Raw genomic sequence first — 17,183 nt, 5'->3', positions numbered from 1 at the left:
CGGGACTCGGCGGAGTCAGGGGCCGACACGGTCGGCCACCCCCGGAGTCTCGCCCGCCGAGTCGCCGTCGGACGCGCCGCCGGGCACGCCGGCGAGGTCGTCGACGTGGAAGAGACGGGCGATCGGTACGTCCGTGGAGCTGTGGGCGATGATCGAGAAGGCGATGCACACGGCGATGAGCGTGAACGCCTCCTCACCCTGCGGGATCCCGGCCTGCAACACCAGCAGCCCGTACACCACCGACGCGAAGCCCTTCGGCCCGAACCAGGCCGCGACCAGCTTCTCCCGCCGGGTGAAGCGCGTCCCGAGCAGGGAGAGCAGCAGCGAGGCCGGCCGGATCAGCACGATGGCCAGGACCACGGCGACGTAGCCGCCGAAGGACAGGTCACCGAAGAGCCGCGGGGTGAGCAGCGCGCCGAACACCAGCAGGGCCGCGAACTTGGCCAGCTCCGCCAGCGCCTCGCCGAGCGGCTCGAACGACTCCTTCGCCTCCAGCGAGCGCGCGGTGAGCACGGCGCCCGCCGAGAACGCGGCGAGGTAGGGGTTCGCGTGTGTGAGGTGACAGGCCGCGTAGAGGATCACGCCGATCGCCAGCGGCAGCAGCGGCTGGAGCCTGGGCTCGGCGCCCAGCAGCCGGAACCGGACGAGCTCGATCACCACGAAGGGCAGGACGAGCCCGAAGACCAGCCCCAGGACCAGCTCCAGCGCGATCGTCCCCAGGCCGGCCTCGGCGTGCCCGGAGGTCGGGCCGGCCGCGGCGATCAGGATGAGTACGACCGGCAGGGCGAGCCCGTCGTTGATGCCGCTCTCCACGTTCAGCAGCTGCCGCAGCTTCGAGGGGACCTCCTTGCGGCCGACGATCGCGGAGGCGAACACCGGGTCGGTCGGCGCGAGCACGGCGCCGACCAGGAAGGACGTCGTCCAGTCCAGGCCGACGAGGTAGTGCGTGATCAGTGCCGTGCCTACGAAGGCCAGCGGCATGCCGAGCCCGAGGGCGCGGGCCGGGTTGCGCCAGTTGGCGCGCAGCTGCGGGAAGGAGACGTGCATGCCGTCGGTGAACAGCACCGCGAACAGCGCCAGGTCGGCCGTCACGGACACGATCTCGCTGTCCGGCGTGATGTGGATCAGACCCAGGAACCCGTCACTGACCAGCGCACCGCCGACCAGGAAGAGGAAGGACGTGGACAGGACGGTCCGGGCGGCAAGGCCCGACAACAGCACCGCGATGAGCAGCGCCACCCCGAAAACCACGACGAGCACCATGACCCGGACCCCGATCGGCGAAGAGACCTCTGGCAGACCGCCGACCAGGCTTCCCGGCACACCGCTGGGCACCCTACACGGTCTGTTCACGGCACTGACAGGTGCCTGCCGTGCAGTCTGACGTGCAGGACACTGCCGGATCCCGGCAGAGTTCGCCGCCCGGACCCGGGTCGCCCCCCAGGGAGAGCGGCGACCGCTCCCGCCCCGTCCCGGCCGCCGGCTCCGTCCGGCGGAACACGGGACAGGCCATCCGGTGCGGGACCGACCGCGCCCGGTCGCCGGCGGCGCCCGACGGCCTCCCCGTGACCTGCCGGAGCCCGGCAGCGGCGCCGCCCCGCCCCGCCCCCACCCGAAGTCCGGCCCATGCGTTAGAAAGGCGTCGACGGCACAGCGCATCGGGGGGACGCACATGGCGGGGCGGGACGTGTCCGAGGAGTACCTGGAGGGGTACGCGCGCATCCTCGCGGACACCTCCGCGACCGGCCGCCGCCTGACCCGGGAGGAACTCGACTCGCGCCGCGTCCTCGGGGAGCGGGCCGCGGAGGCCGGTCTCGGGCTGCGTGCCCTGGTCGGAGCCCACCTGGACGCCACACGAGCCCACTGGCCCACCGGCGGCGGCACGTCCGCGGACAGCGTCCTGGCCGCCGCCGCCCAGGCCCTCGACGCGTTCGCCGAGGGCTACGAACGCGCGCAGCGGCATGCCGTACGCCAGGAGGAGGCCGCCCGCCGGGAGTTCATCGACGACCTGCTCTACGGCCGCAGCGACCTCGGCCTGCTGGCCCAGCGCGCCGAACGCTACGGACTGCGGCTGGCGTACGAGCACGCGGTGGCCGTGGCACGCGGCGACGTCGCGTACGACGAGGGGGACCCCGTGCCCCGGGAGGTGGAGCGCGCGCTGATAGGCCGGTTCGGCGACCGCAGCATCCTGCTCACCACCAAGGACGGCCGGCTCGTGTGCATCGCCCCGGGCGACCAGGACGACGTCCTCGCGTACTTCGCCAAGCAGGCGTTCGCCGCCACCGGGGGCGGGCAGGTGGCGATCGGCCGCCAGCAGTCCGGTGCGGCCGGTGTCGTCCAGTCGTACGAGGAAGCGCTGAACACCCTCGACCTGGCCGACCGCCTCGAACTCGACGATCCCGTGCTGCGCGCCGCGGAACTCCTCGTCTACCCGGTCCTCACCCGCGACCGGCAGGCCATGGCCGACCTGGTGATCAGCGCCCTCGGCCCGCTGCGCCAGGCCCGGGGCGGCGCCCAGCCGCTCCTCGACACCCTCACCGCGTACTTCGACTCGGGCTGTGTGGCAGCGGAGGCGGCCCGGCGGCTGTCGTTGAGCGTGCGCGCCTTCACCTACCGCCTGGAACGCATCCACAAGCTCACTGGCTCCGACCCGTCCGACCCCGTGCACCGCTACACGCTGCAGACCGCGGTGATCGGGGCACGGCTGCTGGACTGGCCGGCGAAACCGTTGTGAGTGGTGAACGGCCGAAGTCCCGGACTCAGCCGAGCTCGGCGAACGTCTCCACCGCCCGGGTCCTGCCGGTCACGACGATGACGTCGCCCTTCTGGACGACGGTTTCCGCGGCGGCGTAGGTGAAGTCCTCACCGGGCCGTTTGATGCCGACGACCGTGACGCCGTACCTGCTGCGCACCTGGCTCCGGGCGAGCGGGATGCCGGTGATGACGCCGGGGGCGATGGTCTTCACCAGGGCGTAGTCGTCGTCGAACTCGATGAAGTCCAGCATCCGCCCGGTGACCAGGTGGGCGACGCGTTCGCCCATCTCGTGCTCGGGCAGGACGACGTGGTGGACGCCGAGGCGCTCCAGGATCTGGCCGTGCTGGCGGCTGATCGCCTTGGCCCAGATGTTGGGTACCTCGGCCTCCAGCAGGTTGGAGCTGACCAGGATGCTGGCCTCGATGTCGGTGCCGATGGCGACGACGGCGCTGGTGAACTCGTGGACGCCGAGCTGGCGCAGCGCCTCCGGGTCGGTGCAGTCGGCGACGGCGGCATGCGTGAGGTCGTCGCTGTACTTCTGCACCAGTCGGGCGTCGGTGTCGAGGCCGAGGACGTCCCAGCCCCGCCGCATCAGCTCGCCGGCGAGGGAGAAGCCGAAGCGGCCGAGGCCGATGACGGCGACGCGCTGGTCGCCGGCGTGGGCTTCGGGCTCGGCCGGCCGTTCGCGGTGACGGCGGCGCAGGGCGCGCAACTTAACCAATGACGGGTCGCTCCTCTGGCAGTTCGTAGCGGCGGGTGCGCTCGCGCAGGGCGAGGGCCGAGACGAGGGTGATCGGGCCGAGGCGGCCGACGAACATCAGGCCGGTCAGCAGCAGTTCGCCGGCCGTCGGGATGTCGGCGGTGATGCCGGTGGACAGGCCCACCGTGGCGAAGGCGGAGACGACCTCGAACAGCACCGCCTCCAGGGGTTCGTCGGTGAGCGTGAGCAGGAAGAGGGTGGAGCCGATGACCAGGCCGACGCCGAGCAGCGCCACGGTCAGCGCCTGGCGCAGCGTGTGCGGGGCGAGACGGCGGCCCAGCACGGTCGAGTGGGGCTCGCCGCGCACCTCGGCGATGATCGCGACGAGCAGCACCGCGAACGTGGTCACCTTGATGCCGCCCGCCGTGCCCGCGCTGCCGCCGCCGACGAACATCAGGACGCACGTCATCAGGAGCGTCGAGGCGTGCATCGCGCCGATGTCGAGGGAGTTGAAGCCGGCGGTGCGCGACATCGCGGAGTGGAAGAACCCGTCGAGGATCTTCCCGCTCGCCGTGTGCGGGCCCAGGGTGCCGGGGTTGGTCCACTCCAGCAGGCAGGTCAGCACGGTCCCGGCGGTCAGCAGGACGGCGGTGGTGATGAGCGTGAGCCTGGTGTGCAGGGTCCAGTTGTGGCGTCCGGTCGTACGACGGCGGCGCCGGTGGCGCAGGAGTTCCAGCATGACGGGGAAGCCGATGCCGCCCAGGATCACGGCGGCCGCGACCGGCAGGGTGACCCAGGCGTCCTGGGCGTAGCGGGTGAGGTTGTCGGCGTGCAGCCCGAAACCGGCGTTGTTGAACGCCGACACGGCATGGAAGTAGCCGAGGTACAGGGCGCTGCCGGCGTTCTCGCCGTACCCGTACCGGAAGCGCAGCGCCAGGACGGCCCCGACCACGAACTCGACGACGAGCGTGGTGCCGGCGACGCCCAGCAGCACCCGGCGCACGTCCCCGATGCCCAGCGTCCTCGTCTCCGCCTGTGCGTGCAGTTGGAGCCGCAGCCGCAGCCGGCCCGACACCAGCAGCGCGAGCAGCGACGCCATCGTCATGATGCCGAAACCGCCGACCTGGATCAGCGCCAGGATCACGCCCTCGCCGAAGCCGCTCCAGTAGCTCCCCGTGTCGACGACGGCCAGACCGGTCACGCACACCGCCGAGGTGGACGTGAACAGCGCGGTCACGAAGCCGGTGGCGGAACCGTCCTCGGCGGCGAAGGGCAGCGACAGCAGTCCCGCCCCGGCCAGGACCGCGACGGCGAACGCCACGACCACGGCACGGGCGGGATGCGCCACCAGCAGCGAGGACCGCGTCCGCGCCCATGCCACCAGTCCCGACATCTGCCACTTCCCGCTGGTCCCGTCTCCGTACCCGGCCTGTACCGGGCCGTGACGTCGTTCAAGATCCCGGCCGCACACCCTACCCGCGCAGCCGCCCGGTCGAACGCCCCCGGCGCGAACGCCCCCGGCGCGTCGGAGACGGCCGCACCGGCACCCGCGGGAGTCGGAGAGGCAGGCCGCCGCAGTCCGGGTGAGCGGGCCGGTGGCCCACGGTGACGGCCGGTTGCCTGGCGGCGGCCCCCGTCTCGTACGAAGCTGGAACGGACGGTGAAGGAGTCCGCCGACCGAACCGTCCGGACGCCGCCGGCCTGCCGTGGGGGAGCGGGCCGGGGGGCGTGGAGGCCGGCCCGAGAGGAGACAGGGGCGGTGACGATTCCCCTGGTGGTGGGCGTCGCGCGGCGCGGCGGGGCACCGGGAGCGGTACGTCCTGGATGCCCACCGTCCGCCGGCGCAGGTGCTCGACGACGCCCCGCGCGGCCCGGCGGAGCGGTACGGCGACGCCCCGGCGACCCGGCGGGTGGTCGAGGGACCGGCCCGGCGGGCCCTGCCGGAGGCCGCGTCGGGGGCGGACCCGCTGGTCGTCGGCGCCCGCAGACGACAGGGGCATCCGGGCCTGCGACCGGGTCTGACCGGTCACGGGGTACCGCACTACGCGCCGTGTCCGGTCGCGGTCGTTCCCCGGCCACGAGCAAGCCCCGTGAGACGGTCCACGTCGCCGGACGGCCCGTGGATGACGGTCCGTAGCGAGACAAGGAGGACAGCGATGTCGCACACGGTGGAATGGAACGTCCGGCTCCGCCTCGTCGAGGAGGATGACGGTACGACGAAGGCCCACGTGGAGCTGGACACCGGCACCACGGCGCTCACCGGCCACGGGGCCGCGCACTGCCACCCGGCGGACCCGAACGTGCCGGAGATCGGCGACGAACTGGCGGCGGGCCGGGCCATGAACAACCTCGCCCAGCAACTGCTGAACGCGGCCGAGCGCGACATCGAGAGCCGGGGCGGGCCCCGGCCGGGCACCCGCCGGGCCGCCGGATGGCTCACGTGAACAGCCGGACGATCCGGGCCCGTCGGCCCATGCGGCGGCGTGACGCGCGTGGCACGTTGGATACAGCACTTCTGAGGAGAGGGCGGCGACCATGCGAGCTCACCTCGGCGACCGACTCGTCATCGAAAGCCCGGCGACCGGCGCCGCCCGGCGCGACGGCGAGATCGTCGGACTCCACCACGAGGACGGAACACCTCCCTATGACGTGCGCTGGTCGGACACGGACGAAGTGACGCTCGTGTTCCCCGGGCCCGACGCGCACATCCGGCACGTCGGGCACGGACCGCCCCGGCCACCCGGCGGGCCTTCCCGGCCGGACCCGGGCGAGGCGCGGGCCGGGTCCGCGGCGGCCCCGTCGGCCGGGACCCCCAATCCCGGGGACATCGGCCGGCGCGTGGCCGACGAACGCCGCAGGCACGGGCTCAGCCGGGAACAGGCCGCCCGCCGCGCCCGCATGTCGCCGGAGTATCTGGCGTACCTGGAGGAACAGCCGGCCGATCCGACCGCGGCGACTCTCATCCGGCTGGCCGACGCCCTGGGCACCACCGTCAGCGCTCTGCGCGGGGGAGGTGCCGATCTGCCTCCCGGCCAGGGCCGGGCACTGGCGCACCCGCGACTGCTGGACCTCGACGTGCGGGAGTGCCGCGCCCTGCTGTCCACCCACGGTGTGGGGCGCGTCGCGGTGTCGGCGCCCGACGGCCGCCCGGCGGTCGTCCCCGTCAACTACGAGGTCGTCGAGGACGCCATCGCCTTCCGGACCGCGCCCGACTCGGTGCCCGCGGCGGCCGTGGGGAAGGAGGTCGCCTTCGAGGTCGACCACGTCGACGAAGCCATGAGCGAGGGCTGGAGCGTGCTGGCGGTGGGCCCCGCACAGGTCGTCACGGAGCCCGACGCGGTGCGCAGGCTCACCCAGGGCGCCCACGCCACGCCGTGGGCGGGCGGCGAACGCGAGATGTGGGTGTCGATCCGGCCCACGACCCTGACGGGCCGCCGCATCACCCCGGCCGACCAGTAGGCGGTCACGGCACCGGCCCGTGCGTCGGCGCTCCGCGCCGGCGCCCGCTCACCTCGGCCCGTGCGACCCCGCCGCCGAGCAGTTGCGTGCGTCGCTGTGCACCCTCGGCAACGGCCACTGGGCCACGCGGGGCGCGGTGCCCGAGTCCGGGGCCGCCCCGGCGCACCGCCCGCGGATCTGCGCGGCCGGGTGCCGCAACCGCCCGGAGTCGACCGTGGCCGGGCGGCGGGTGGCGGCGAGTCGATCCGCGCGGACGGGGTACCGGGCCGTGCGTCGATCGATCCGTCAGTCTGGTGGCGGGGGCCCGGACGGCGGGCTCCGCGTCGGTGGAAGGTCCGTAGGAGACGTGGATGAAGTGGTTGGTCTCGCTGGTCGGTGCCGGGCTCGTCATGATCACCCTGCGGGACCTGTTCCACACCCTGTGGCACCCCACCCGCCACGGCGGGCTGAGCCGTCTCGTCATGACGGCGTTGTGGAGACTGGCCCGGCGCTTCCGCGCCCGCAGGCTGGTCGGGCTCGTCGGACCGCTCGCCATGGTGACGGTGGTGGGGATGTGGACCGGCACCGTCATCATCGGCTGGGCCATCGTCTACTGGCCCCACATGCCCGAGGCGTTCACCTTCTCACCCGGTTCCGAGGCGGCGCGGGAGCCGGCGCTGCTCGACTCCGTCTACCTGTCGCTCGTCGTGGTGGCCACCCTGGGCCTCGGCGACATCGCCCCGGGCGAGGGCTGGCTCCGCCTGGTGTCACCGCTGGAAGCCCTCGTCGGCTTCGCCCTGCTGACGGCCACCGTCTCCTGGGTGCTGGAGATCTACCCGGCGCTGACCCGCAGGAGGGTCCTCGCCATCCGGCTGGCGCTGCTGCGTGACGCCGACCCGACGACGCGGCAGATCGACTGCACGGCCGGTGCGGTGCTGCTGGACAGCCTGGCCACCGAAGTCGTGCGGGTCCGCATCGACTTCACCCAGTACTCCGAGGCGTACTACTTCCACGACGGGGACGACCATTCCTCCCTGGCGGCCATGGTCGGCCACGCCGCCGTCCTGGCCGAGCGCGGCCAGGCAGCGGGCCGGCCGGAGGTGCGACTGGCCGGTGACCTGCTCGCCGGAGCGCTGAACGACCTCGCCGCCACCCTGGACCAGCGTTTCCTCCACACGGGGGGCCCACCGGCGGACGTCTTCGCCGCGTACGCCGCCGACCACGGCCGAGGCCGCGCACAGCCCTGAGCCCGGCCCCGCCCGGTGACCTGTGGCACGGAGTGGGCCCAGTGACCCCCTGGGCTGACTGAGAGTCAACTTACTCAGGGGTCAGGTGGTATTGACGGTGTCCGGAAATGGCCGGACTGTAGTGGACATGCCGAATATTCGGGCACGTCTGCTCGCTGTTCTGGTCGTCCTCTGCGGATTCCTGACGGTGACGGGTACCCCGGCCGCCACCGCCGCCACCGTTCCCGACTCCCTCCCGTTCGACGGCACCCCCCTCACCGTGTCGGGCGGCCGTTTCGTCGACGCCACCGGCCGCGAGGTCGTGCTGCGCGGTTACAACGTCTCCGGCGAGACCAAACTCGCGGAGAACAAGGGCCTGCCCTTCGCCTCGGTCGCCGACGCGAGGAAGTCGGCGACCGCCCTGCGCGCCCTCGGCGGCGGCAACTCCGTCCGCTTCCTGCTCTCCTGGGCCTACGCCGAACCGGTGCGCGGCCAGGTCGACACCGCCTATCTGGCCGCCGCCACCGACCAGATGCGCGCCTTCCTCGACGCCGGCATCCGCGTCTACCCCGACTTCCACCAGGACCTCTACTCCCGGTACCTCTTCGACCCCGACAGCTGGTACACCGGCGACGGCGCCCCCCAGTGGGCCGTGGACCTGGGCAACTACCCCGACGAGTCCTGCGGCATCTGCCTCTTCTGGGGCCAGAACATCACCCAGAACGGCGCGGTGAAGGCCGCCCAGCACGACTTCTGGCACAACGCGCACGGCCTCCAGGACTCCTTCCTCGCCATGGCCCAGCAGACCATGGCGTACGTCGAACAGCACCTGACCGACGAGCAGTTCGCGGGCGTCGTCGGCTTCGACCCCTACAACGAGCCGTACGCCGGCACCTACGACTCCGGCCAGACCAGCCGCACCTGGGAACGCGACCTGCTGTGGCCCTTCTACGTGAAGTTCCGGGCCCGGATGGACGCGGCCGGCTGGCAGGACAAGCCCGCCTTCGTCGAACCGAACCTCTTCTGGAACGGCAACGTCAGCAAGGAGGAAGGCGGCCTCCTCGACGCGGGCACGCTCGGCTCCCGCTACGTCTTCAACACCCACTTCTACGACCAGAAGGCCATCTCCGGGATCCTGATGTGGGGCAAGGCGGCCGACGGCCAGTACGTCACCGACTTCGGCACGGTCCGCGACCGGGCGGCGGCGGCCGGGACGACAGCCGTGGTCAGCGAGTTCGGCCACCCGCTCGCCGGCACGGTCTCGGACAAGGCGCCGACCGTCCTGAAGGCCATGTACCAGGCCCTCGACTCCCGCGTGAAGGGCGCCCACTGGTGGACGACACCCGCCGCGTCGGGACCCGTCCTCTCCGGCAACCAGTGGCAGTGGGACATCTACCACGGCCGCCACCACGAGCTGATGAACGGCAACCCCGACAAGGTGCTCACCGCCGGCGACGCCTGGAACGACGAGGACCTCTCCGCCGTACGCCTCGACGACACCGGCAAGGCGACGCTCCGTCAGGACGCCCGCCTGCTCGACCGGCTCTATCCGAGCGCCACCAGCGGTACGCCCCTCGCCTTCACCTACGAGGACCGCTCCCGCGACGGCTCCACCACCCTCACCTGGAACCCGGTGCCGAGCTCCCTGCCGAATGTGGCGCAGCTGGTCGGCTCCGGCCAGTACGGCCTGCTGGTGTGGCGGTCGAACGGCACCGCGGCCCCCACCGAACTGCACCTGCCCGCGTCCTTCCCCACCGCCTCCACCACCGTCGTCTCCGACCTCGGCACGGTGCACGCCCCACCCGCGTACACCGGCACCTCCAGGATCGCCGCGGCCGCGGAACCGGGCGGCACGGGCAGCCGCCGCCTGCTGCTCACCGCACCGGACTCGGGCACCGTGCACCACGCGCTGGTCACCAACGGGGCGACCGCGCCGTCCGCGTCCCTGCTGGCGGCGGCGCGCGCGGAACTCGCGACCTGGGTGGCACAGAAACTCGGCTAGGCACGGCCCGGCCTCTCCCTCACCTCAGGGAAGAAGCCGGGCCGGACAGGCGTCGTCGTGACGCCTGTCCGGCCCGGCTCCAGCAGGGACGGTGCGGTCGCGTCAGGCGCCGGGGCTCGTCCAGTCGGCGGCGACACGGCCCAGCCGTACGCGCTGCGGGTGGTCGCCCACCGGCACCGACACGACCTTCCGGCCGGTGGCGAAGTCGATCGCCGTGACCTGGTCGGAACCGCTCTCGGAGACGACGCAGCTCTTGCCGTCACCGCTGACCGTCGCCCAGTAGGGCTTGGAGACGGTGACCAGCGGGCCCTCCTGGAGGGTGGCGCGGTCGACGACGGTCGCGTAGTCGTCCATCGTGCCCGCCACGCACAGCTTGCTGCCGTCCGGCTTCATGGAGAGGCCGTGGTGGCGCGAGTCGTTGACGAACGTGGTGCGGTCGTCGCTGGTGGACGGGTTCTTCGGCAGCGTCTTGGTCCGGGTGATGCGGTCCGTGGCGATGTCGTACTCGAAGAAGCCGTTGAAGAAGGAGACCTGGAAGTACAGCTTGGACTCGTCCGGGGAGAACACGGCCGGGCGCACGGCGTCCGAGTGGTCGGAGAGGCCGATCGCGTTCAGCCGCTCCCGCATGTCGATGACCTTGACCTGCTGGTAGGTGGTCGCGTCGACGACCGTGATGCGCCGGTCGCCCTTCGTCCAGTCCAGCCACGGTGCGTCGAGCGCGGTGTTCACCTCGCCGATCGACATGGTCCAGATGTACTTGCCGTCCTTGGTGAAGATGTTCTCGTGCGGCTTGTCGCCCGTGGAGTACGAACCGAGCTGCCTGCCGGTGACGATGTCCAGCACGTGCACGGTGTTCGACGTCGAGGCCGAGACCGCGACCCGGGTGCCGTCGGGCGAGACGGCCATGTGGTCCGAGCGGTAACCCGACACCGGGAAACGCCAGTTGACGGCACCCGTCGTGAGGTTGATCGAGACGACGTCGGCGAAGCTGGGCCGGGAGACGACCACCGAGGTGCCGTCCGGCGTGGAGTACATGTCGTCGACGAACTGGTCGTGGCCCTCACCGACGCTGTTGCGGATGGTCATGAAGGCGATCCACCGGACCGGGTCGGCGTTGATCTCCGCCATCCGCTGGTCCTTGTCGGGGATGACGTTGATCCGGCCGATCTTCGCGAAGTCGCCGCCGGACCTGATGACGTCGGCGGTGCCCTCCCAGTTGTTCCCGACGAACATCACCTCGCGCAGCGCGGCGGCCCCGGGACCGGAGGCGGCCGTGGCGACGGTCGCGGGGGCGGTGACGGTCAGGACGAGGGCGGCGGCCACGGAGCATAGGTGCCTGGTTCTGAAGGCAGCCATGAGTGCTCTCTCCTCTGGGGTGGGGGGCGGGTGTGCGCGGGCAGGGGGAAGCAAGGCCCGCATCTGAACACGGCTGCGTTCAGAGTGGACTTACTGGAAAGTAAGGAAGGGGTGCCCTTAACCACAAGACTGCGTACACGACAAAATTGACCGACACAGCGACGAGGGAGGGTCAGTGGCGGGCAGGCTGAAGGCGCCGACCGGCCGTTACGCCGGAAAGTCCGCCGAGGAGCGGCAGGCCGAGCGGCGCCGAAGATTCCTGGACGCGGCGCTGCAACTGTTCGGCGACACCCCCGGATACCGGGGCACGACGGTCGCGGCGCTCAGCGAGGCGGCCGGCCTGTCGACCCGCCAGTTCTACGAGGAGTTCCGCACCCTGGAGGACGTCCTGGCGGCCCTGCACCTCCAGGTCAACGACTGGGCCGAGGAGGCGGTGGTGGCCGCCTTCGCCGCCGCCCGTGACCTGCCGCTGGCCGACCGGGTCACGGCGATCTTCCGCGCCTACGCCGGCAACGTCACCGCCGACCCGCGCCGCATCCGCATCACCTTCGTCGAGATCGTCGGCGTCAGCCCGCGCCTGGAGGAACAGCGCCTGGCCCGCCGGGCCCGCTGGATCGAACTCATCTGCGCCGAGGCGACGGCGGCCGCCGCCCGCGGCGAGGCGGCCCCCCGCGACTACCGCCTCGCCGCGACCGCCTTCATCGGCAGCGTCAACGGCCTCCTGCACGACTGGAGCGCCGGCTGGGTGGACGCGACCCTCGACGAGGCCGTGGACGAACTGGTCCGGCAGCTGCTGGGCATCCTGCGGCCACCGGGGTGGGGACCGAACGGCTCCTGAGCCGCGCCCGCCCTCACTCGTTCACCGCGCGAGCCGTGCCGCCGCCGGCGACCGCGGCGACGCGGCGGACGTCTGGCCGACCGCCCGCTCATGGCCCGCCCCGGCGCCGCGGCGACCCGACGCCGACGGCACACCCTCCGCTCGCTTCCGGATCTCCTCGCGGCGGCCGGACCCCGCGACCCTCCTTCCTGCTCGTCCCTACTCGTCCCAGGCCTGGATCATCGTCTGTTCGACGATCTTGCCGTCGCGCAGCGAGACCATCGACTCGGCCAGGACGCGCACCCCGTCCGGGTACTCGCACGACTCGCTGAAGGCGGCGCGATCGCCCTGCACGACGCAGTCCTCCAGCCGGTGCGTCATCTCCCGGCTGTACACGTCGTCGAGCAACTCGGCTATCTCGTCCCGGCCGTGCAGGACCTTGGGACGGCTCGGCTGGGTGTTGTGGTCGACGACCCGCAGTTCCGCGTCGTCGGCGTAGAGCGACAGCAGCGTCGCCGAGGTGTGTCCTTCTATGCCTCTGCGCAGTGTCTCGGTGTCGAAGGCGGAGCCTGCCGCAGTGCCCATGGTGACCTCCTCACAGGACCGCGGACCCGGGGGAGTCGGGCCCGCCGGGCCCTCACCTCCGAGACTCCTCCGCCCCACCGGGGTCGGCAAGCGCAGCGGGCCGGGTGCGCCCGCCGGGTGAGCGGGTCCGCCCGCCCGTGTCCGCGGGGCGGCCCGCCGCGTTGCCCAGGGCATGATCTCCACTCGACGCATCGTCGCCGCCGCCGCTCTCGCCGCCGGCGTCACGGCCCTCGCCGCGCCCCTGGCGAGCGCGGCCGAGGCCCCGGACGCCGGCCGGCCGAACCGGACCACCGTGCTGGACTCGCTCGCCGCGGGCGAACTCCCCACCGGGCACCGGCACGGACGCCCGCCGGTCTCCCGGCAGCTCACCGAGGTGAAGACGGTCCCCGAGCCCGACAAGCTGCACCAGGTCACCGACCTCGACGGCCCCGTGCCCCGGCTGCTGCCCGCCCTCGACGCCTGACCGTCGTCCCGCGACCCGTGGGGGCCGCCGGGACATCCGGCCGGCCCCCACGGGTCCGGCGGCTCACTCGGCCGTCGCGAGGAACTGGGTCGCCGCCAGCTCCGCGTACAGCGGGTCGGCCGCGACGAGCTCACGGTGCGTGCCCACGGCGCGGACCCGGCCCGCGTCCATCACGACGATCCGGTCGGCGGCGGTGACCGTCGACAGACGGTGGGCGACGACGAGCACGGTGGTCGTCCGGGCCACCTCGGCGACGGTGTCCCGCAGGGCCGCCTCGTTCACCGCGTCCAGCTGGGAGGTCGCCTCGTCGAGCAGCAGCAGACGCGGACTGCGCAGCAGCGCGCGGGCGATGGCCACCCGCTGGCGCTCCCCGCCGGACAGCCTGGTCCCGCGGTGCCCGACCAGCGTCTCCAGGCCCCGCGGCAGCCGGGCGACCAGATCGTCGAGCCGGGTCGTCTTCAGCACACGCCGCACCGTGTCGTCGTCGGCCTCCGGATTCCCCAGCAGCAGGTTGTCGCGCAGGGTGCCCGACAGCACCGGGGCGTCCTGCTCGACGTAGCCGATGGCGGACCGCAGACGGGGCAGCTCCCAGTCGGTGAGGGCGTGGCCGTCGAGGGTGATCGTGCCGGACTCGGGGTCGTAGAACCGCTCGATGAGGGAGAACACCGTGGTCTTGCCGGCGCCGGAGGGGCCGACGAACGCGGTCATGCCCCGGGCGGGCACGGCGAACGTCACCCCGTGGTGGACGTACGGCAGGTCGTCGGCGTACCGGAAGCGCACGTCGGTGAACGCGAGCGAGGCCGGTGCGGTGCCGGACGACGGCAGCGGGCCGGGCCGGGCCGCGGGTTCGGCGGGCAGCCGCAGAGCCTCCTGGATGCGGCCGAGGGCCGCCGAGCCGGTCTGGTACTGGGTGATCGCGCCGACGACCTGCTGGATCGGCGACATCAGATAGAAGACGTACAGCAGGAACGCCACCAGCGTCGCGATGTCGATCGCGCCCGTCGCGACCCGCGCCCCGCCCACCGCCAGCACCGTGATGAAGGCGGTCTGCATCGCCAGGCCGGCCGTGTTGCCCGCCGCCGCCGACCACTTGGCGGCCCGCACGCTCTGCCGCCACGACTCCTCCGCCGCCGCGTGCAGCGCCCGCTCCTCGCGGTCCTCGGCACCCGACGCCTTCACCGTGCGCAGCGCGCCCAGCACCCGCTCCAGCGAGGCGCCCATCACACCGACCGCGTCCTGCGCCTGACGGCTGGCCCGGTTGATGCGCGGCACGATCACCCCGAGGACCATGCCCGCGCCCAGGATCACCGCCAGCGTAACCCCGAGCAGCACCGGATCCACCACTCCCATCAGCACCACCGTCGCGACGAGCGTCAGCCCGCCGGTGCCGAGCCCGACCAGGGAGTCGGTGGTGACCTCCCGCAGCAGGGTCGTGTCCGAGGTGATCCGCGCCATCAGGTCACCGGGCTCGCTGCGGTCCACCGCCGTGATCCGCAGCCGCAGCAGATACGACGACAGCGCGCGCCGCGCCCCGAGCACCACCGACTCGGCCGTGCGCCGCAGCACGTACGAACCCACCGCCCCCACCGCCGCGTTGGCGATCACCAGCCCCGACATCGCGAGCAACGCGCCCGTGATCGCCCGGTCCGCGGCGAGGTCGTCGATCAACCCCCGTGCCACCAGCGGCAGCAGCAGCCCGGTGGCCCCGGTGACCAGGGAGAGCCACGCCCCCGCCAGCAGGGCCCGCCGGTGCGGTCGTACATAAGCGAGCAGCAACCGCCACGGGGGCTGGTCGACGGCCGTCTCCACACTGCTCACAGGGCTCCTCGGGGGGCATGGTCCGGGTGGAGCGTTCAGGTTACGTCGGCGGCTTCGGGGCGTGGCCCGAAGCGGGTGTTCCGGGCCATGACCTGCCCTGTTGTCCATGCCCTCACCGATCAGTCACGCGTAGGGTCGAAGGAGACGGTTGGCCGCCGACGAAAGGGACAGCGCCATGGCGCAGGAAGTACGCGGAGTGATCGCACCGGGCAGGGACGAGCCGGTGCGGGTGGAGACGATCGTCGTACCCGATCCGGGCCCCGGTGAGGCGGTGGTGCGGGTCCAGGCGTGCGGGGTGTGTCACACCGACCTGCACTACAAGCAGGGCGGGATCAACGACGAGTTCCCCTTCCTGCTGGGACATGAGGCGGCGGGTGTGGTGGAGTCGGTCGGCGAGGGCGTGACCGACGTCCGGCCGGGCGATTTCGTGATCCTGAACTGGCGGGCGGTGTGCGGGCAGTGCCGGGCCTGTCTGCGGGGCCGGCCCTGGTACTGCTTCGACACGCACAACGCCAGGCAGAGGATGACCCTGACCGACGGCACCGAGCTGTCGCCGGCGCTGGGGATCGGCGCGTTCGCGGAGAAGACGCTGGTGGCGGCCGGGCAGTGCACGAAGGTGGATCCGTCGGTGTCGGCGCAGGTGGCCGGGCTGCTGGGCTGCGGCGTGATGGCGGGCATCGGGGCGGCGATCAACACGGGCGGCGTCGGGCGCGGCGACACCGTCGCGGTGATCGGTTGCGGCGGGGTCGGCGACGCCGCCATCGCCGGGTCGAACCTGGCGGGCGCGGCGAAGATCATCGCCGTGGACATCGACGACCGGAAGCTGGAGACGGCCAGGTCGATGGGCGCCACCCACACGGTCAACTCCAAGGAGACCGACCCGGTGGAGGCGATCCGTGAGCTCACCGGCGGGTTCGGCGCGGACGTCGTCATCGAGGCCGTCGGCCGGCCCGAGACGTACCGGCAGGCCTTCTACGCGCGGGACCTGGCCGGGACGGTCGTCCTCGTGGGTGTCCCGACCCCGGAGATGAAGCTGGAGCTGCCGCTGCTGGACGTGTTCGGCCGGGGCGGCGCGCTGAAGTCCTCCTGGTACGGCGACTGCCTGCCCTCCCGCGACTTCCCCATGCTGATCGACCTGCATCTGCAAGGGCGCCTGGACCTGGGGGCGTTCGTGACCGAGACGATCGCGCTCGACGAGGTGGAGAAGGCGTTCGAGCGGATGCACCACGGCGACGTGCTGCGCTCGGTGGTGGTGCTGTGATGGCCGCGCGCATCGAACGCCTCGTCACCTCCGGGCAGTTCAGCCTCGACGGCGGCACCTGGGACGTCGACAACAACGTCTGGATCGTCGGCGACGACCACGAGGTGATCGTGATCGACGCCGCCCACGACGCCGACGCCATCGCCGCCGCCGTCGGAGACCGTCGGCTGACCGCCATCGTGTGCACCCACGCCCACAACGACCACGTCGGCGCTGCGCCTGCCCTCGCGGACCTGACGGGCGCGACGATCTGGCTGCACCCCGACGACCTGCCCCTGTGGAAGCTGACCCACCCCGGCCGCGAGCCCGACGCGCATCTGGCCGACGGCCAGGTCATCGAGGCCGCCGGCGCCGACCTCACCGTCCTGCACACCCCCGGGCACGCGCCCGGCGCGGTCTGCCTGTACGACCCCGGACTCGGCGTGCTCTTCACCGGCGACACCCTCTTCCAGGGCGGCCCCGGCGCCACCGGCCGCTCCTACTCCCACTTCCCGACGATCATCAGCTCGATCCGTGACCGGCTGCTGTCCCTCCCGCCCGAGACGAAGGTCCTCACCGGCCACGGTGACGCGACGACCATCGGCGCCGAGGCACCCCACCTGGAGGAGTGGATCGCCCGGGGCCACTGAGACACCGTTCCGCCCGGAGCCCGGAGCCCGGAGCCCGGAGCCCGGAGCCCGGAGCCCGGAGCCCGGAGCCCGACGTCCGGCGTTCGGAGCCCGCACCCGGCACCCCGCGCCCGGCGCCCGGCGCCCGGCGCCC

Annotated in this window: 15 protein-coding genes and 2 pseudogenes; 11 read left to right on the top strand and 6 right to left on the bottom strand. The window is 72.6% G+C overall.

All coding sequences use genetic code 11. From position 1 onward, the window contains the following. Window positions 1-15: 15 nt before the first annotated feature. Window positions 16-1,263 carry a cation:proton antiporter gene (locus ACF1A1_RS12160; RefSeq protein ID WP_391999178.1) on the bottom strand — a complete coding sequence of 416 codons (1,248 nt, stop codon included), beginning with the start codon at window positions 1,261-1,263 and terminating at the stop codon, window positions 16-18. A 409-nt stretch (window positions 1,264-1,672) separates the two neighbouring features. Here ACF1A1_RS12160 and ACF1A1_RS12155 point away from each other — a divergent pair, with 409 nt between their 5' ends. Next, window positions 1,673-2,734 carry a PucR family transcriptional regulator gene (locus tag ACF1A1_RS12155; protein WP_391999177.1) on the top strand — a complete coding sequence of 354 codons (1,062 nt, stop codon included), beginning with the start codon at window positions 1,673-1,675 and terminating at the stop codon, window positions 2,732-2,734. Window positions 2,735-2,759: 25 nt separating this feature from the next. On the opposite strand, the gene ACF1A1_RS12150 is transcribed toward ACF1A1_RS12155, so the two are convergent. Together ACF1A1_RS12150 and ACF1A1_RS12145 are read right to left on the bottom strand one after the other, a co-directional pair. Beyond that, a complete protein-coding gene (locus tag ACF1A1_RS12150) occupies window positions 2,760-3,476 on the bottom strand; it encodes a potassium channel family protein (RefSeq protein WP_391999176.1) in 717 nt (238 codons plus the stop codon). Beyond that, window positions 3,469-4,848: a TrkH family potassium uptake protein gene (locus tag ACF1A1_RS12145; protein ID WP_391999174.1), complete on the bottom strand. Its 1,380-nt coding sequence runs from the start codon at window positions 4,846-4,848 to the stop codon at window positions 3,469-3,471. Before ACF1A1_RS12145 ends, ACF1A1_RS12150 begins: the two co-directional genes overlap by 8 nt. 439 nt (window positions 4,849-5,287) lie before the next feature. Here ACF1A1_RS12145 and ACF1A1_RS12140 point away from each other — a divergent pair. From ACF1A1_RS12140 to ACF1A1_RS12115, 6 genes and pseudogenes are all read left to right on the top strand, one after another. After that, window positions 5,288-5,530 (top strand): annotated as a pseudogene (locus tag ACF1A1_RS12140) (universal stress protein); the annotation flags it as partial. A gap of 81 nt (window positions 5,531-5,611) precedes the next feature. Further along, window positions 5,612-5,899, top strand: a complete 288-nt coding sequence (locus ACF1A1_RS12135; RefSeq protein WP_391999173.1) for a DUF1876 domain-containing protein — start codon at window positions 5,612-5,614, stop codon at window positions 5,897-5,899. Window positions 5,900-5,990: 91 nt separating this feature from the next. Next, entirely contained in the window at window positions 5,991-6,914 is a 924-nt protein-coding gene (locus ACF1A1_RS12130; protein ID WP_391999172.1) for a DUF1918 domain-containing protein, read from the top strand. 19 nt (window positions 6,915-6,933) lie between these two features. Then, a pseudogene (locus ACF1A1_RS12125) lies at window positions 6,934-7,146 on the top strand (hypothetical protein); the annotation flags it as partial. Window positions 7,147-7,264: 118 nt separating this feature from the next. After that, window positions 7,265-8,140: a potassium channel family protein gene (locus ACF1A1_RS12120; RefSeq protein ID WP_391999171.1), complete on the top strand. Its 876-nt coding sequence runs from the start codon at window positions 7,265-7,267 to the stop codon at window positions 8,138-8,140. Between the two features lie 127 nt (window positions 8,141-8,267). After that, a complete protein-coding gene (locus tag ACF1A1_RS12115) occupies window positions 8,268-10,121 on the top strand; it encodes an endoglycosylceramidase (protein ID WP_391999170.1) in 1,854 nt (617 codons plus the stop codon). Window positions 10,122-10,223: 102 nt separating this feature from the next. Here the strand turns inward: ACF1A1_RS12115 and ACF1A1_RS12110 are convergent, their stop codons facing one another. After that, window positions 10,224-11,477 (bottom strand): YncE family protein, encoded by a 1,254-nt coding sequence (locus ACF1A1_RS12110; protein ID WP_391999169.1) that lies wholly within the window; start codon window positions 11,475-11,477, stop codon window positions 10,224-10,226. Between the two features lie 175 nt (window positions 11,478-11,652). On the opposite strand from ACF1A1_RS12110, the gene ACF1A1_RS12105 reads away from it, so the two are divergent. Next, entirely contained in the window at window positions 11,653-12,315 is a 663-nt protein-coding gene (locus tag ACF1A1_RS12105) for a TetR/AcrR family transcriptional regulator (protein ID WP_391999167.1), read from the top strand. A gap of 198 nt (window positions 12,316-12,513) precedes the next feature. Here ACF1A1_RS12105 and ACF1A1_RS12100 read toward each other — a convergent pair whose 3' ends face one another. Beyond that, window positions 12,514-12,879 (bottom strand): nuclear transport factor 2 family protein, encoded by a 366-nt coding sequence (locus ACF1A1_RS12100; RefSeq protein ID WP_391999166.1) that lies wholly within the window; start codon window positions 12,877-12,879, stop codon window positions 12,514-12,516. 172 nt (window positions 12,880-13,051) lie between these two features. Here ACF1A1_RS12100 and ACF1A1_RS12095 point away from each other — a divergent pair, with 172 nt between their 5' ends. Beyond that, on the top strand, window positions 13,052-13,342 hold the full coding sequence (locus ACF1A1_RS12095; RefSeq protein WP_391999165.1) for a hypothetical protein: 291 nt from the start codon (window positions 13,052-13,054) through the stop codon (window positions 13,340-13,342). Window positions 13,343-13,405: 63 nt separating this feature from the next. Here ACF1A1_RS12095 and ACF1A1_RS12090 read toward each other — a convergent pair whose 3' ends face one another. Beyond that, window positions 13,406-15,268, bottom strand: a complete 1,863-nt coding sequence (locus ACF1A1_RS12090; protein ID WP_391999163.1) for an ABC transporter ATP-binding protein — start codon at window positions 15,266-15,268, stop codon at window positions 13,406-13,408. Window positions 15,269-15,335: 67 nt separating this feature from the next. On the opposite strand from ACF1A1_RS12090, the gene ACF1A1_RS12085 reads away from it, so the two are divergent. Next, window positions 15,336-16,421 (top strand): S-(hydroxymethyl)mycothiol dehydrogenase, encoded by a 1,086-nt coding sequence (locus tag ACF1A1_RS12085; RefSeq protein WP_391999161.1) that lies wholly within the window; start codon window positions 15,336-15,338, stop codon window positions 16,419-16,421. Continuing rightward, the gene (locus ACF1A1_RS12080) at window positions 16,421-17,050 is read left to right on the top strand and encodes an MBL fold metallo-hydrolase (protein ID WP_391999160.1); all 630 of its coding nucleotides are present in this window, start codon (window positions 16,421-16,423) and stop codon (window positions 17,048-17,050) included. The genes ACF1A1_RS12085 and ACF1A1_RS12080 overlap by 1 nt, the downstream gene beginning before the upstream one ends. The last annotated feature ends 133 nt before the right edge of the window (window positions 17,051-17,183 follow it).

The sequence above is a fragment of the Streptomyces sp. NPDC014995 genome (assembly GCF_043080745.1).
Taxonomy (GTDB): Bacteria; Actinomycetota; Actinomycetes; order Streptomycetales; family Streptomycetaceae; genus Streptomyces.
Note: the sequence above shows the minus strand (reverse complement) of the source record. Positions and strands in the feature narration are given on the sequence as shown.